The 16,033-nt window shown below is 31.2% G+C and carries 18 protein-coding genes; 17 read left to right on the forward strand and 1 reads right to left on the reverse strand.

The genetic code is table 11. The features are described 5' to 3' along the window. Window positions 1-37 precede the first annotated feature (37 nt). The gene (locus RDX53_RS02010; protein ID WP_307993638.1) at window positions 38-673 is read right to left on the reverse strand and encodes a hypothetical protein; all 636 of its coding nucleotides are present in this window, start codon (window positions 671-673) and stop codon (window positions 38-40) included. Window positions 674-1,017: 344 nt separating this feature from the next. On the opposite strand from RDX53_RS02010, the gene RDX53_RS02015 reads away from it, so the two are divergent. The 17 genes from RDX53_RS02015 (at window position 1,018) to RDX53_RS02095 (ending at window position 16,027) form a co-directional block, all read left to right on the forward strand. Beyond that, window positions 1,018-2,262, forward strand: a complete 1,245-nt coding sequence (locus RDX53_RS02015) for a PocR ligand-binding domain-containing protein (protein WP_195929669.1) — start codon at window positions 1,018-1,020, stop codon at window positions 2,260-2,262. Continuing rightward, window positions 2,255-3,058, forward strand: a complete 804-nt coding sequence (locus tag RDX53_RS02020; RefSeq protein ID WP_195929670.1) for a response regulator transcription factor — start codon at window positions 2,255-2,257, stop codon at window positions 3,056-3,058. Before RDX53_RS02015 ends, RDX53_RS02020 begins: the two co-directional genes overlap by 8 nt. Before the next feature lie 354 nt (window positions 3,059-3,412). After that, window positions 3,413-3,694, forward strand: coding sequence for a propanediol utilization microcompartment protein PduA (gene pduA / locus RDX53_RS02025; RefSeq protein WP_195929671.1), 282 nt, complete (start codon window positions 3,413-3,415; stop codon window positions 3,692-3,694). 27 nt (window positions 3,695-3,721) lie between these two features. Then, window positions 3,722-4,561: a propanediol utilization microcompartment protein PduB gene (gene pduB / locus RDX53_RS02030; RefSeq protein WP_195929672.1), complete on the forward strand. Its 840-nt coding sequence runs from the start codon at window positions 3,722-3,724 to the stop codon at window positions 4,559-4,561. Window positions 4,562-4,619: 58 nt separating this feature from the next. Further along, on the forward strand, window positions 4,620-6,281 hold the full coding sequence (locus tag RDX53_RS02035; protein WP_195929673.1) for a propanediol/glycerol family dehydratase large subunit: 1,662 nt from the start codon (window positions 4,620-4,622) through the stop codon (window positions 6,279-6,281). A gap of 17 nt (window positions 6,282-6,298) precedes the next feature. Continuing rightward, on the forward strand, window positions 6,299-7,003 hold the full coding sequence (locus RDX53_RS02040) for a propanediol/glycerol family dehydratase medium subunit (protein ID WP_195929674.1): 705 nt from the start codon (window positions 6,299-6,301) through the stop codon (window positions 7,001-7,003). A 14-nt stretch (window positions 7,004-7,017) separates the two neighbouring features. Then, window positions 7,018-7,536: a diol dehydratase small subunit gene (locus tag RDX53_RS02045; RefSeq protein ID WP_195929675.1), complete on the forward strand. Its 519-nt coding sequence runs from the start codon at window positions 7,018-7,020 to the stop codon at window positions 7,534-7,536. 22 nt (window positions 7,537-7,558) lie between these two features. Continuing rightward, window positions 7,559-9,382, forward strand: a complete 1,824-nt coding sequence (locus tag RDX53_RS02050) for a diol dehydratase reactivase subunit alpha (protein ID WP_195929676.1) — start codon at window positions 7,559-7,561, stop codon at window positions 9,380-9,382. After that, window positions 9,375-9,749 (forward strand): glycerol dehydratase reactivase beta/small subunit family protein, encoded by a 375-nt coding sequence (locus RDX53_RS02055; RefSeq protein ID WP_243269549.1) that lies wholly within the window; start codon window positions 9,375-9,377, stop codon window positions 9,747-9,749. Before RDX53_RS02050 ends, RDX53_RS02055 begins: the two co-directional genes overlap by 8 nt. 19 nt (window positions 9,750-9,768) lie before the next feature. Next, on the forward strand, window positions 9,769-10,437 hold the full coding sequence (locus tag RDX53_RS02060) for a BMC domain-containing protein (RefSeq protein ID WP_195929678.1): 669 nt from the start codon (window positions 9,769-9,771) through the stop codon (window positions 10,435-10,437). A 12-nt stretch (window positions 10,438-10,449) separates the two neighbouring features. Beyond that, window positions 10,450-10,728, forward strand: coding sequence for a propanediol utilization microcompartment protein PduA (gene pduA, locus RDX53_RS02065; protein WP_195929679.1), 279 nt, complete (start codon window positions 10,450-10,452; stop codon window positions 10,726-10,728). 33 nt (window positions 10,729-10,761) lie between these two features. After that, window positions 10,762-11,400, forward strand: a complete 639-nt coding sequence (locus RDX53_RS02070) for a phosphate propanoyltransferase (RefSeq protein ID WP_195929690.1) — start codon at window positions 10,762-10,764, stop codon at window positions 11,398-11,400. Between the two features lie 8 nt (window positions 11,401-11,408). Then, window positions 11,409-12,230, forward strand: a complete 822-nt coding sequence (gene eutJ / locus RDX53_RS02075) for an ethanolamine utilization protein EutJ (protein ID WP_195929680.1) — start codon at window positions 11,409-11,411, stop codon at window positions 12,228-12,230. Window positions 12,231-12,241: 11 nt separating this feature from the next. Next, window positions 12,242-13,087 carry a flavoprotein gene (locus tag RDX53_RS02080; RefSeq protein ID WP_307993639.1) on the forward strand — a complete coding sequence of 282 codons (846 nt, stop codon included), beginning with the start codon at window positions 12,242-12,244 and terminating at the stop codon, window positions 13,085-13,087. A gap of 27 nt (window positions 13,088-13,114) precedes the next feature. Further along, window positions 13,115-13,387 (forward strand): EutN/CcmL family microcompartment protein, encoded by a 273-nt coding sequence (locus RDX53_RS02085; protein WP_195929682.1) that lies wholly within the window; start codon window positions 13,115-13,117, stop codon window positions 13,385-13,387. 18 nt (window positions 13,388-13,405) lie between these two features. Next, window positions 13,406-14,554 (forward strand): cob(I)yrinic acid a,c-diamide adenosyltransferase, encoded by a 1,149-nt coding sequence (locus RDX53_RS02090; protein WP_195929683.1) that lies wholly within the window; start codon window positions 13,406-13,408, stop codon window positions 14,552-14,554. 60 nt (window positions 14,555-14,614) lie between these two features. Further along, window positions 14,615-16,027 (forward strand): aldehyde dehydrogenase family protein, encoded by a 1,413-nt coding sequence (locus RDX53_RS02095; protein ID WP_295761984.1) that lies wholly within the window; start codon window positions 14,615-14,617, stop codon window positions 16,025-16,027. The last annotated feature ends 6 nt before the right edge of the window (window positions 16,028-16,033 follow it).

Below are 16,033 nucleotides of genomic sequence, written 5' to 3' on the forward strand. Positions count from 1 at the left end.
TTATGTTTTTCTTTGTAATAACAAGTAGTTTTCATTACTATGTCATATTATCATAAATATTACGTTTTGAAAAGAGGATATTTAAATTTTTATAATATTTCAATTCTTCACGCAACTCGGCGTTTTCATTTTCTAATTCTTCAATTTTAGATTTATAGTTTAAGTATTTCTCTCTATCTTCTTCAGATAAAGCCCTTAAAATCATAGTGTTTTGGTGTTCAAATGAAAAATTATCAGCTTTTTTTATAGCAATCCTAGTTCTTGTATAAGTAAACCTTACATATGCATACCAACGTAATCTCAATTTTAGATAATACTCTGTATCATTTGTTTCTCTAGTAGAGTAGTTTTTGGTAATGCTGAAGTCTTTTATAGTGAATTTATATTCAGATATAGAATTATATAAAAAACTGCTTATTATATAAGATAACTTATTGAACAGATTATTGCAAGTCTTATAAAATTTATAATCATATATATCGATATTTACTTTAGATAGTGAAATCTTAAATCTTATTTTATAATATAAAAATCGAAGTATAAAAAATAATACAATTAAACCGAATAATATTCTGAAATAAGTTGATAAATTGGAATCAAATAAGAAATAATGTCCTATATGATAAATACCAATTCCAAGTGATGCAAATATAACAATAAACAATTCACTCAAAATATATTCCCCCCTTTAGATGTGAAATTACAAAATATAAATCTATGTCAGCGTTATTCATATAAGAAAAACAAGGTTATAAATATAGTATCATAGAAGAATGATAAATTTATAATAAGCAAATATTTTGCAATAACTGAATAAAAAATTACACTTTATAAAAAATAGTTGCTTGTGAGTAATAAAAATTACTATTTCTATGATACTTATGATAAAATTTAACATATACAATAAATGGAAAACAAACTTTGATAGAATCTTATAATTATTTTAAATTTATTTTTAGCCTATTAATAGGAGGGCCAGATATTAACTATATGGTCTTTAAATAAGGGGGATTTTATATGGTTACAGATATTAAATTAGAAGAACTAATCGATATTAATATCCTACAAGAAATTCAGGATATATTTGCAAAATCAACAAATGTAGCTGCTGTAACAGTAGATTATGAGGGAAGACCCATTACCACTCCAAGTAATTTCACAAATTTTTGCACAGAAATTAGAAAAGATCCTAAGTGGAGAGATAAATGCTATAAATGTGATGCATATGGAGGGATACAATCATTAATTAATAGAAAACCACACATATATAAGTGCCATGCAGGTCTATATGATTTTTCTGTTCCACTTGTAATAAATAATAATTATATTGGGGCAATATTAGGTGGACAATCTAAGTTAATTGATGAAGATGAATGTGACGAAAAAACAGGGGCTTTTGGAAAGTTATCAAAATGGAGTGGTGAGAAATTAGAAAAATGCTACAATTCTATTGAAGAAAAAAAGTATGACGATTTAGAATCGGCAGCAGATCTAATTTACAGGATTTCTACATATATGTTAGAAAACAAATTTGTAAATATGATAAAAGAAGAATTAATGCAAAAAGAAACAAAATTGATAGAAGAAGAGAAAAAGAGAGTAGCTTTAGAAAAGACATTAAGGGAATTAAAATTAAAAACATTACAGTACCAAATAAATCCACACTTTATATTCAATGCGTTAAATACTATTCAAAACTTGGCATATATAGAGCAAGCGCCAAAAACATTAGATATTATACACAGTTTTTCAGATTTAATTAGATATAGTTTGAGAAATGAAAACGAAGGTATTACTTATTTATATGATGAGATAAATTATGCTGAGAGTTATATGAATATCCAAAAGGTAAGATTTGGAGAAAAAATAAATTATAGCATAGCCATAGATAAAAAATACCACGACCTCAAGTGTCCTTTTATGATACTACAACCAGTTTTAGATAACTTTATTAAATATGTAGTGGAGAAAAACATAAAAACATCAGAACTTAGAATAAAAGGATATGAGGATAGTAACAACTTTATAATAGAAGTAATTGACAATGGAGATGGTATTTCAGCAGAAAATATAAAGAGAATCATAGAAGATATTGATTATAAAAATAAAGATAAATCTACAAGTCTTTATAATATAAATCAAAGGCTGATAAGTTTATATGGACAAGAATATAAATTAGAGATGTATAGTGCTAATTTTAAAACAACAGGGCTTATCATAAATATAAAAATACCTATGGTTGAGGTGGAAAACAATGTATAAGATATTAATTGTAGAGGATGAATATTTGTCTGCTAATGTTTTAGAATTAATTATTTCAAAGGAATTTAAAGAAAAAGTAGAGATAATAAAAGTTGATAATGGTCTAACAGCTAAACATACAATAAATGAAAGAGAAATTGATTTAGCGATTATAGATATTAATATACCTATAATTAATGGGACAGAGCTTTGTAAATATATTAGAATAAAGAAAAATGATATGCCAATAGTAGTTATCACTGGTGATTGTAGTTATAATTTAGCAGAAACACTTTTTGAACTAGAAGTAAATGATTACTTTATAAAACCAGTCAGAGAAGAGATTATTATTAAGACAATAAATAAATATATGGATAAGGATAATCAAGAACTTCCAAAAGATAAAAATAGTTTTTTAGATTGTTTAGAAACAGATAGTGGGGAAGAAGTATACGACAAAGAATTAAACAATTTAAATGATTATACACAAGAGGCAATTCAATATGTCGAAAAAAATATTAAAAAGAATATAACATTAGAAGAAGTTGCAAAAAATATAAATATAACACCACACTACTTGAGCAAAATATTTAAAAAAGAAGTTGGAATAAACTTTGTGACATATGTTACAGATAGAAAGATAGACTTAGCTAAAGAGATGTTGGCTGATAAAAATATACCTATAGTAAATATATCTATATCACTAGCATTTAACCAACCTAATTATTTTAGCAAAGTATTTAAGAAAAAGGTAGGAGTAACACCTAGCGAGTATAGAGAGCAGTGCATAAAAAATAAAATGCATTTACGTATGTAGAAACAACTAAATAATGAATAGATAAGGCGGAGGAAAACCTTCGCCTTTGTTTGTATGATACTATTTTGTTATTACTATATAATATTTTGTTATCATTATGGCATAAAAGTGACAAATTATAGTTTGAAATTCAAAATTTTATTGTATCGTATACAATAAAAAAAGATAAATTAGATTTTACCTGTAAAAAGGTAATTTTTTTTTGCCAAAATATGCACTAATAGTTCAACTAATTCTCATATTAATTGAGATACACTTTTAATTAGGTAAATAAAAATAAAATTAAATAGCAACAAATTTATCAATTCTAAATAATATCTTATTTTGTATGAAATAGGAGGGAGGTTACTAGATATGCAAAGAGAAGCTCTAGGAATGATTGAAACTAAAGGATTAGTTGGTGCGATTGAGGCAGCAGATGCAATGGTCAAATCAGCAAACGTTTTTTTAGTTGGATATGAAAAAATAGGTTCTGGGTTAGTAACTGTAATGGTAAGAGGGGATGTCGGAGCTGTTAAAGCTTCAGTAGATGCAGGAGCAGTAGCTGCTCAAAAAGTTGGAGAAGTAGTATCTATACATGTAATCCCAAGACCACATACAGATGTTGAAAGAATATTACCAAAACAACAATTATAAACCTATAAATTTAAGGAGGAATAAAATATGAACGAAGATTTAATGCAAAAAATTATGGGTGAGGTTATGAAAAAAATGGCTGATGCCCCAGAAGTACAAAAACAAGAAGTACAAGAAGAAAAATGCGAATCTAAAGAAGAAGCTAAAGCTCCTTGCACAGCAAATTTTACAGGTTGCGGATTAACAGAATTTGTTGGAACAGCTATAGGTAGTACTATAGGTCTTGTAATAGCAAACTTAGATGCAGGTATACATGAAGCTTTAAAAATAGACCCTAAATATAGATCAATAGGTATAATTGGGGATAGAACAGGGGCAGGTCCTCAAATATTCGCTGCAGATGAAGCAGTAAAAGCTACAAATAGTGAAATAGTATTAATCGAACTTCCAAGAGATACAGAAGGTGGAGCAGGACATGGTTCTTTAATTATATTTGGAGCAGAAGATGTATCAGATGCAAGACGTGCTGTAGAAGTTACATTAAAAGAATTAGATAGAACTTTTGGTGATGTATATGGAACTTCTGCTGGTCATTTAGAATTCCAATATACTGCAAGAGCAAGTTATGCTTTAAATAAAGCATTCGGAGCTCCAATAGGAAAATCTTTTGGTATAACAGTTGGTGCACCAGCAGCAATAGGTGTTTTATTAGCAGATACTGCTGTCAAAGCGGCAAACGTAGATGTAGTAGGCGTATCTACTCCAGGTAATGGTGGAACAAGCTTTTCAAACGAAGTTATATTAACTTTCTCAGGAGATTCAGGAGCAGTTAGACAAGCGATAATAGCTGCAAGAGAAGTAGGTTTAAAAGTTCTTAAAACTTTAGATGGAACAGAACCAACATCAACTACAGTTCCATATATATAAATAGATATTAAGGATTGAGTTTAAATAGAATAACGATTAAAGAAGGAGAGTGAACGTTTTGAGATCTAAACGTTTTGAAGTATTAGAAAATAGACCAGTTAACCAAGACGGTTTCGTAAAAGAATGGCCAGAAGTTGGTTTAATAGCTATGGAAGGACCAAATGACCCAACTCCAAGTATAAAATTAGAAAACGGTTTAGTTGTAGAGTTAGATGGAAAAACAAGAAAAGACTTCGACATGCTAGATTACTTTATAGCAGACCACGGTATTAATCTAGAAAAAACTGAAGAAGTTATGGCTATGGATTCTCTAAAATTAGCTAGGATGTTGGTAGATATAAATGTTACAAGAGCTGACATAGTAGGTTTGACAACTGCTATGACTCCAGCAAAAATAACAGAAGTTGTATCTCAATTAAATGTATTAGAGATGATGATGGCTCTTACAAAAATGAGAGCTAGACAAAGACCATCAAATCAATGCCACGTTACAAATGTAAAAGACAATCCAATCCAAATAGCTGCAGATGCTGCCGAAGCTGCACTTAGAGGATTTGATGAACAAGAAACAACAGTTGGTATAGTTAGATATGCACCATTTAATGCACTTGCAATAATGATAGGTGCACAAGTTGGTAGACCAGGTATACTTACTCAATGCGCAGTTGAAGAAGCGACTGAACTTGAATTAGGTATGAAAGGTTTTACTGCATATGCTGAAACAGTTTCAGTATATGGAACAGAACCAGTTTTCATGGATGGTGATGATACTCCATGGTCTAAAGGTTTCTTAGCATCTTCTTATGCATCAAGAGGATTAAAAATGAGATTTACATCTGGTACAGGTTCAGAAGTACAAATGGGATATGCTGAAGGTAAATCAATGCTTTACTTAGAATCTAGATGCTTATATGTAACTAAAGGTTGCGGTGTTCAAGGTATCCAAAATGGTTCAGTAAGTTGTATAGGTGTGCCTGCTGGTGTTCCAAGTGGTATAAGAGCCGTATTAGCAGAAAACTTAATAGCTGCAATGCTTGATTTAGAGTGTGCATCTAGTAATGACCAAACATTCACTCACTCTGATTTAAGAAGAGTTGCTCGTTCATTAATGCAAATGGTACCAGGAACTGACTTTATATGTTCAGGATATAGTGCTACTCCAAACTATGATAATATGTTCGCTGGTTCTAACTGGGATGCAGAAGATTATGATGACTGGAATATAATCCAAAGAGATTTAAAAATAGATGGTGGTCTAAGACCGGTTAAAGAAGAAGATGTAGTAAGAGTTAGAAATAAAGCTGCTAGAGCTATACAAGGATTATTTAAAGAATTAGGATTAACAGAAATAACTGATGAAGAAGTAGAAGCAGCTACTTATGCACATGGTAGTAAAGATATGCCAGATAGAAATGTAGTTGAAGATTTAAAAGCTGCAGAAGATATGATGGCGAGAGGTACTACAGGAATAGATATAATAAAAGCTTTATATAAAGCAGGATTTGAAGATGTTGCAGATAGCGTATTCAAATTGAGTAAACAAAAAGTTGCTGGGGATTACTTACACACAGCAGCAATACTTGATAAAGACTTCAAAGTTCAAAGTGCTGTAAACTGCCCTAATACATACGCTGGACCAAAAACAGGATATCAAGTTGAAGGTGAAAGATGGGAAGAAATCAAAAACATCAACAACGCGAAGAGTCCAGAGGATTATTAAAAGAGAGGTGATAGATTATGGCAATAGATGAAAAAGTTTTAAGAAGTGTAATAGAAGAGGTTATAAAAGAAATAGCACAAGAAGGGATAACACAAGAAGCTGCTCCTGCTAAAGAAGAAGTTAAAGCAGAAGCTCCAGCACCAGTAGCTAGCCCAGTGCCAGAAGAAGAAGTAAGTAAATTATTTATAACTGAAGTTGGGGACTTTGTTCCAGACCACAGACCAGACGAAGTTGTTATTGGGTTAGCTCCAGCATTTGGCGTACATCAAACTAAAACTATAATAGGAATAGATCACGCCAAAGTATTAAAAGAAATAATAGCAGGTATAGAAGAAGAAGGTCTAAATTATAGATTTGTAAAAGTATACAGAACTTCAGACGTTTCTTTTATAGCTCATGATGCAGCTGAAATGAGTGGTTCAGGAATAGGAATAGGAATACAATCTAAAGGGACTACAGTAATACATCAAAAAGATTTACCACCACTTAGTAACGTAGAATTATTCTCTCAAGCTCCATTAATAGATTTACCAACATATAGAGCTATAGGTAAAAATGCAGCTAAATATGCTAAAAGCGAATCACCAACACCAGTTCCAGTAAGAAATGACCAAATGGCTAGACCAAAATATCAAGCAATAGCAGCATTATTACATATAAAAGAAACTCAATATGCAGATAGAAATAAAAAACCTCAAGAATTAAAAGTTGAGTTTAAATAATAGGGAGGTTCAAAATGAGTCAAAATGATGTATTAATAAAACAAATTGTTGAAGAAGTATTAAAAAATTTAGGACAAACTCAAGCACCACAAGCTCAGTGCACTCCTAAGAAAGAATGTTGTAAAGTTACAGCAGAAAACTACCCATTAGGTGAAAAAATGAGCGAAAAAATAAAAGCTCAATCAGGTATGGCATTAGACGATTTAACTTTAGATAAAGTTATAAACGGTGAAATAAAATCTGAAGATATAAGAATAGCTCCAGAAACACTAGAAATGCAAGCTCAAGTTGCAGAATCTGTAGGAAGAGATGCCTTTGCATCAAACCTTAGAAGAGCTGCTGAACTTATTGCAGTTCCAGATAAAAGAATACTTGAAATATACAATGCTTTAAGACCTTATAGATCTACAAAAGCTGAATTATATCAAATAGCTGATGAATTAGAAAATCAATACAATTGTAAAATAAACGCAGCATTTGTTAGAGAAGCAGCAGATGTTTACGCATTAAGAGGAAGATTAAGAGCTGAGTAATTAATGTTTATGGAGGTATGCTATGGAAATAGTGGCAGGTATAGATATAGGTAATGCTACTACTGAAGTAGCTCTAGCTAAAATACAAAATAACAAAATTGAATTTTTATCTAGTAGCATAGTTCCAACAACAGGAATTAAGGGAACTAAGCAAAATATCAACGGTGTGTTTAATTCCCTTAGAAAAGCTCTAGATAAAGCAAATTTAGCTTTAAGTGATTTAGATAGAATTAGGGTTAACGAAGCAGCACCAGTAATCGGTGATGTTGCGATGGAGACTATAACAGAAACAATAATAACAGAGTCTACTATGATAGGACACAACCCAAATACTCCTGGAGGACAGGGAGTTGGAGTAGGTGTTACAGCTTTAATAACAGATTTAGAAAAAGTAAAAGAAAAAGAAGTTATAGTCGTAGTTCCCGAGCATGTTAATTTTGAATTTGCTGCAAAATTAATAAATCATTACAATAATATATTCAATATAAATGGGGCGATAGTAAAAAATGATGATGGAGTTTTAATAAATAACAGGTTAGACCATAAAATACCTATTGTCGATGAAGTAACTTTAATAGATAAGGTTCCTATAGGAATGTTGGCAGCTATAGAAGTAGCACCAATAGGTAAGGTTATAGAAGTATTGTCAAATCCATATGGTATAGCTACATTATTTAATTTGACTTCAGATGAGACAAAACATATTGTTCCAATTGCTAGAGCTCTTATAGGTAATAGATCAGCAGTAGTTATAAAAACCCCTAAAGGTGATGTGAAAGAAAGACGTATCCCAGCAGGTGAGTTAGAAGTAATAGGACAAACAAAAAAATCAAGGGTAAATGTAGATTCAGGTGCTCAAGAGATAATGAAATGCATAAATAACGTCAGCCCAATAAATGATATAAAAGGTGAAAGTGGAACTAATGCGGGGGGAATGTTAGAGAGAGTAAGACAAGTAATGTCTAATCTTACAAACCAACATCCAAATCTAATAAAAATTCAAGATTTATTAGCTGTCGATACATTTGTACCACAACATATAAAAGGTGGTCTTGCAAAAGAGTTTGCGCTAGAAAATGCTGTTGGAATTGCAGCAATGGTCAAAGCCGACAAACTGCAAATGCAGATGATTGCAGATGAACTAAGCCAAAAGTTAAAAATACCTGTAGAAGTAGGCGGAGTAGAAGCAGATATGGCGATAAGAGGGGCGCTTACAACTCCAGGTAGTAGCAAGCCACTCGCTATTTTAGATATGGGGGCAGGCTCTACTGATGCATCTATAATAACTCGCGAAGGTCACATAAAATCAATACACCTAGCAGGTGCAGGTAATATGGTAACTATGCTTATAAAATCAGAACTAGGCATAGATGACTTTGAGTTGGCAGAAGATATCAAAAAATATCCTCTTGCAAAAGTAGAAAGTTTATTTAACTTGAGACATGAAGATGGAACGGTTGAATTTTTTAATAATCCACTAGATTCAAAAGTATTTGCAAAAATAGTAATTTTAAAAGAAGGAAATATGATTCCTTTGGAGGGAGATTACTCATTAGAAAAAGTTAAATTAATAAGAAAAAATGCTAAAGAAAAAGTATTTGTAACTAATGCCCTTAGAGCTTTGGCAGATGTAAGTCCAACAGGAAATATAAGAGATATGGAATTTGTAGTACTTGTAGGTGGTTCAGCACTTGATTTTGAAATTCCACAACTAGTAACAGATGCTCTTGCACAGTACAAGATAGTTGCCGGAAGAGCAAATATAAGAGGGTGTGAAGGCCCTAGAAATGCAGTTGCTACAGGTCTTATTTTATCTTCTATTGAAGAAGGTGAAGCTATTGGATAATATCGGGAGATTTGCAAGTAAAAAACCTCAAATAAAAGTTTATTATAACGAAAACATCAAAAATATTGAATATATAAAAGAGATACTATTGGGAATTGAAGAGGAAGGAATTCCATATCAAGTAGAAGACAAACAATTTGGAAGTGCTGTTGAAATTGCACATGAGGCAAGTTTAGAGTCGACTCTTGGTGTAGGAATTGGTATCGATAATAATTATATAGTACTTCATTATAATAAATTAAAAGAAGAAAGCCCAATATTCAAAATAAAATTTATAAGTGAAGATAAACAAAAAAGATCTTTAGGGGCAAATGCAGCAAGATTAGTGACAAGAATGCCTTTTAAAGAAATTGAAAATTTAGGGTAATATCAAAGGAGGTATTGATATGTCCAAATTAGCAATTGGAATGATTGAAACTATGGGTCTTGCTGCTGGAATTGAGGCTGCTGATATTTGTCTAAAGGCTGCTAATATTAATTTGGTTGGATATGAGTTTGCAAAAGGAAGCGGAATGACTGTAATAAAAATAGAGGGTAATGTAGGTGCAGTAAAAGCTGCAATAAGTGCAGCTACAGCAGCCTTAGGTAAATTAGGCAAGGTTCATACGAAGATGGTTATACCAAGACCAAGCGATAGTATTGATATGCTTATAAGAAATGAAAGCACTGTGGGATATGAAGATGAAAAAGAAGAAATTCCACAAGTAAAACAAAATAACCCTCCTTCAGATAAAGAAGATAATTTAAATCGAGATAAAGCTGATGAGTCAGAACAAAAAGATGAAAATGATAAAAATTTAAATAATCAAGATTTAGATGAAGGACAAATAATAGAAGACAAAAATAACGAAGTGACTGTACAAGATGAGTCTAGTCAGGAATCTGATGAAGATTCAGATTATAATAACCAAGATTTAAGTGAAGAAACTTCTAAAGGATATACTTGTAACATATGTAAAGACCCTAAATGTCCAAGACAAAAAGGAGATTTAAGAATTTACTGTATTCACTACAAAGAAAATAAAGATAAAAATAAGGATAATAAAGATAAATAGGAGGCAAAAGCCATGGGTGAAGCATTAGGAATGATAGAAACTAAAGGGTTAGTTGGGGCTATAGAAGCAGCAGATGCAATGACAAAATCAGCTAACGTAGAATTAATAGGATATGAAAAAATAGGTTCAGGATTAGTAACTGTAATGGTAAGAGGAGATGTCGGTGCTGTTAAAGCATCAGTAGATGCAGGGGCAGTAGCTGCAGAAAAAGTTGGAGAAATAGTATCTAAACATGTAATCCCAAGACCACATACAGATGTTGAAAGAATATTACCAAAAAGAGCTGAATAATTAAATCTAAATATATAGGTGATTAAAATGAATATATCTCAAGAAGAATTAGTAAGTATAGTTACAAAAATAGTTATAGAAAAAATGCAACAAGATAATGACATTTTAATCCCTATAGGTGTTTCAAATAGACATATACACTTATCTAGGGAGGATTTAGATTTTTTATTTGGTCAAGGATATGAACTTACAAAAATAAAAGATCTAAAACAACCTGGTCAATTTGCAGCCAAAGAGGTAGTAACTATCCAAGGCCCAAAAGGTTCGATTGAAAAAGTAAGAATCTTAGGGCCTTTAAGAGATGAAACACAAATTGAGGTTTCATTAACAGATGGATTTAAACTTGGGATAAAGGCTCCAATAAGAGAATCAGGCAAATTAGAAAATACTCCAGGAATAAAAATAATTGGACCAAAGGGAAGTGTTGAAACATCTAAGGGAACTATAGCCGCTTTAAGACATATCCATATGGATAAAGAAACAGCAAAAAAATTAGAACTAAATGATAAAGATATAGTAGATGTAGAAATTAAAGGTAAAAGAAAAGGTATCTTAGGAAATGTTTTAATTAGAGTTTCTGACAAATATGTTTTAGAAATGCATATAGATACAGATGAGGCAAATGCTTGTTGTTTAAAAAATGGAGACTTAGTTAAAATTATCAGGAAATAGGTGATATTTTGAAATTAGATAACTGTAATAAAATATTAGAAGATTTCTCTACTTTAGTAAGAGATAAAAAAAGCAACGATTATAAAGGCAGATTAAAAGTAGGGGTTGATTTAGGAACTGCAAATATAGTTTTATCTGTTTTAGATGAAGAAAATAGACCTATAGCAGGGGCGACTTATCCATCTACTGTTGTAAAAGACGGCATAGTAGTAGATTATATCGGTGCCACAAGAGTAGTAAGAATGTTAAAAGAGCAAGTTGAAGATATGTTAGGGACAAAGCTTACTTATGCGGCAACAGCTATTCCACCAGGAATAACAGAAGGAAATACAAAGGTAATAGCAAATGTAGTTGAATCAGCAGATTTAGAAGTTGTAAATATTGTAGATGAGCCGACTGCAGCAGCTGAAGTCCTTGGAATTACAGATGGGGCAGTAGTTGATGTAGGTGGTGGAACAACAGGTATAAGTATTTTGAAAGATGGAGAAGTAATATTTACAGCAGATGAGGCTACAGGTGGAACTCATATGACACTTGTATTGGCAGGATTTTTAAAAAAATCTTTTGAAGAAGCTGAAGAATATAAAAAAGACAAGAAAAACGAAAATGATGTTTTTACAATAGTAAAACCAGTAGTACAAAAGATGGCATCTATCGTAAAAAAATATATACAAGGATATGATGTAGATAATATTTATGTAGTCGGTGGGGCTTGTTGTTTTGACGAATTTGCAACAGTATTTAAAAAAGAAATAAATGTAGATGTAGTAAAACCGATAGAACCACTTTTAGTAACACCTCTAGGTATAGCGATGAATTGTAACGTTTAGGGGGTGAGCATTTGAATAGTGAATTACAAAATTTAATTCAAAATGCATTAATTGAATATATCGTAAATAAAGTAATAGAAAAATTAGAACAAAGACAAAAAACTGCTTTAGTATTATTTACAGGAGCTAGCATAGGATTTAGACAATCTATAGAATCTTTAAATAAATTGCAACAAAATGGATGGCAATTTAAAGTTGTAATTTCTAAAGCGGCTGAGGAAGTATTAACAGAAGATTTAATAAAGAAAAGTCTAAATATAGAAAGTGTAATAAAAGAAGATGATAAGCCCGATATAAAAGAATTATTAGATCAAAATAATTTAATTATCATTCCTAGTTTAACGATAAATACAGCATCAAAAATAGCAAACTGCATTAGTGATACTTTAATCACGAATATAGTTTCAAAAGCTATGATGAGTGGAAAGAAGATAATTGCATCGCTAAATGCGTGTTGTATTGAAAATGAAGAAAGAAAATCTATTTATGGTGATAATGTAAGCTTAGCTTATAAAAATAAATTGAAAAATAATTTAGAAACAATAAAAAGTTATGAAATAGAATTAACAACTTCCGAAAATCTATTTTATAAAGTTGAAAAATACAGTAAAAAGAACCTAAATACAAATAATCTTGTTATAAATAATCAAAGTAAAGATAATAAAAAAACAATAGATTTAAAACAACCTCAAGATAAAAATTCACTATATATTAAATTAGACAAAAAAGTAATAAGCAGAGCTGATGTTTATGAAAATAGAGGTTATAACTATATATTTGTAGATAAAGGTTCTCTAATTACAGATTTAGCAAAAGAAGAAGCTAAAAAGTTAAATTTAAAAATAAAACAAGAATAGATTATTAAGAAATAAGAGGTAGAGAATATGTATTTAGGTAGGGTAATAGGAACAGTAGTTTCAACAACAAAAGATGAAAGTTTAGTAGGATTTAAACTTCTAGTAGTATCAAAATTAAATGAAACATTGCAGCCGACAGAAACCAGTGAAATAGTAGTAGATTCAGTTGGTGCAGGTGTAGGAGAGGTAGTATTAGTATCAAAAGGTAGTTCAGCTAGATATGTACTTAATAAACCTAATTCTCCTATTGATTCAGCTGTTGTAGGTATAGTTGACAGTGTTGAAGTAGATGATGTATAGGGTTAGGATGTGATAAGTTTGGCTAATTTATATACAAAAACGGGAGATAAAGGACAAACAAGCCTTTATGGAGGAGAGAGAATCTCTAAAAATAGCGTAAAAGTTGAGTGTTATGGAATTATGGATGAAGCTAATTCAATGTTGGGTTTAGCTTATTCACAATCAAAAAACGAAAAAGTAAGGACATATATAAATAAAATACAAAAGAGGATATTCAGTCTTGGAGCAGAACTTGCCAGTGATAAAAAAGGAAGAGAGATGTTAACTGGCAAAATCTCTGAGGATGATATATCTTATTTAGAAAATATAGTTGATGAATGTACTGAAATTGTAGGTATACAAACTCACTTTGTTGTACCAGGGAAAAACCAAGTTTCGGCGACTCTTCATGTTGCAAGAACAATAGTTAGAAGAGGAGAGCGAAATATAGTAGCGCTTAGTGGAATAGAGCCAGTTAGAAATGAAGTAATGAAATATGTAAATAGAATGTCTGATGCAATATATGCATTGGCAAGAGTTGAAGAATTTTATTGTGAAGTTGAAGAATTAAAAGTAAAAGTATTAAAGAGAGTTAGAGAAAAATTAAAAGATATTCAGGGTAATTTAAGTGAAGAAAACTTAGATTTAAATAATAATATAAACGAATGTATCAAAGATGATGAACAAAGTTTGGCTTTAGATACAGATAAATTAGAAAAAAAGATAGATAAACCTGTTACGACAGGAAAATCTATTAGCATAGATCAAAATAAAACAGTAGATTTAAATCTACAAACTGCAAAGAAAATGGTAGCTTTTGCAGAACAAAAGGCAAAAGAAATAAACGTACCCGTAGTTATTTCTGTAGTCGATAGCGGTGGTCACATCATACTTATGGAGAGAATGGAAGACTCACTTTTAGCGAGTATAGATATATCTTTAAATAAGGCATATACAGCCCTCAGCTTAAAGATGGCGACAGAAGATGTTCAAAATTTATGTAAACCAGGTGACCCACTTTATGGAATACAAGAGAGCAACAATAATCGAATAATTACTTTTGGTGGGGGGATACCATTTACATACAAAGGCAAAGTCGTCGGAGCTTTAGGTGTAAGTGGAGGCACTGTTGAAGAAGATACATATGTAGCTAAATATGCGATTGAATCTGTAGTTAATTTAAATTAATACATAAATAAATACAAATAGAGTTTTATCTATAATAAAGTCAGGTTAGGGGGATAAAATATGGAAATAAATACATTGGATATAGAAAAAATCGTAAAACAAGTAATGCAAAGTGTAGAAGCAGCAGAAAATAAACCACAATGCTCAGATAATTGTGGAGAGGGTATATTTCCAACAATGGAAGAAGCTATAGATGCTGCATTTACAGCACAAAGAAAACTATTAGATTGCTCAATGTCAGATAAAGATAGATTTGTAAAAGCTATAAGAAATCAATTATCTAAAAAAGAAAATTTAGAAAAAATATCAAAAATGGCTGTTGAAGAGACAGGCATGGGTGGATATGAATATAAATTAATTAAAAATCAATTAGCTATAGACAAAACACCTGGTATAGAAGATTTAACAACTGAGGCTATGGCGGGAGATGATGGACTTACGTTAGTGGAATATGCTCCTTTTGGGGTAATTGGTGCAATAACTCCAACAACAAATCCAACTGAAACTATAATATGCAATAGTATCGGTATGATAGCTGCTGGAAATTCAGTAGTATTCAGCCCACATCCAAGAGCAAAAGAAGTTTCTGAATTAACTATAAGATTAATAAATAGAGCTTTAAAAGAAGCTGGTGCACCAGATAACTTAGTTGTTTCTGTTAAAGAACCATCTATAGAAAATGCAAACATAATGATGAAACACGACAAAGTTAGATTATTAGTTGCAACAGGTGGCCCAGGAGTTGTCAAATCAGTATTATCAAGCGGTAAAAAAGCAATAGGTGCAGGAGCAGGAAATCCACCAGTTGTAGTTGATGAAACTGCTGATATAGAAAAAGCGGCTAAAGATATAGTAGATGGTTGTAGTTTTGATAATAATCTACCATGCATAGCAGAAAAAGAAATAATAGCAGTAGATCAAATCGCCGATTATTTAATCTTCAATATGAAACAACATGGAGCATATGAAGTTAAAGATAAATCAACAATAGATAAATTAGTTAAACTAGTATTAAACGACAATATGAAAATAAAAACTGAATTTGTAGGAAAGAGCGCTAAATACATATTAAGCAAAATTGGAATAGAAGTAGATGACAGTATAAGAGTTATATTAATGGAAACTGAATTAGAACATCCATTTGTCCAAACAGAATTAATGATGCCAATACTTCCACTTGTAAGAGCAAAAGACGTAGATACAGCAATAGATATGGCAGTAGACGTTGAACATGGAAACAGACATACTGCAATGATGCATTCTAAAAACGTGGACAAATTAACTAGAATGGCAAAACTTATTCAAACTACAATATTTGTTAAAAATGGACCATCATATGCTGGTATAGGTGTTGGTGGAGAAGGATACACAACATTTACAATAGCAGGTCCAACTGGAGAAGGATTAACTTCAGCTAAATCTTTTACAAGAAAAAGAAGATGCACACTTGTTGGAGGATTCCACATTAAATAAATAAAG

This window comes from uncultured Intestinibacter sp. (assembly GCF_902468165.1).
Lineage (GTDB): Bacteria > Bacillota > Clostridia > Peptostreptococcales > Peptostreptococcaceae > Intestinibacter.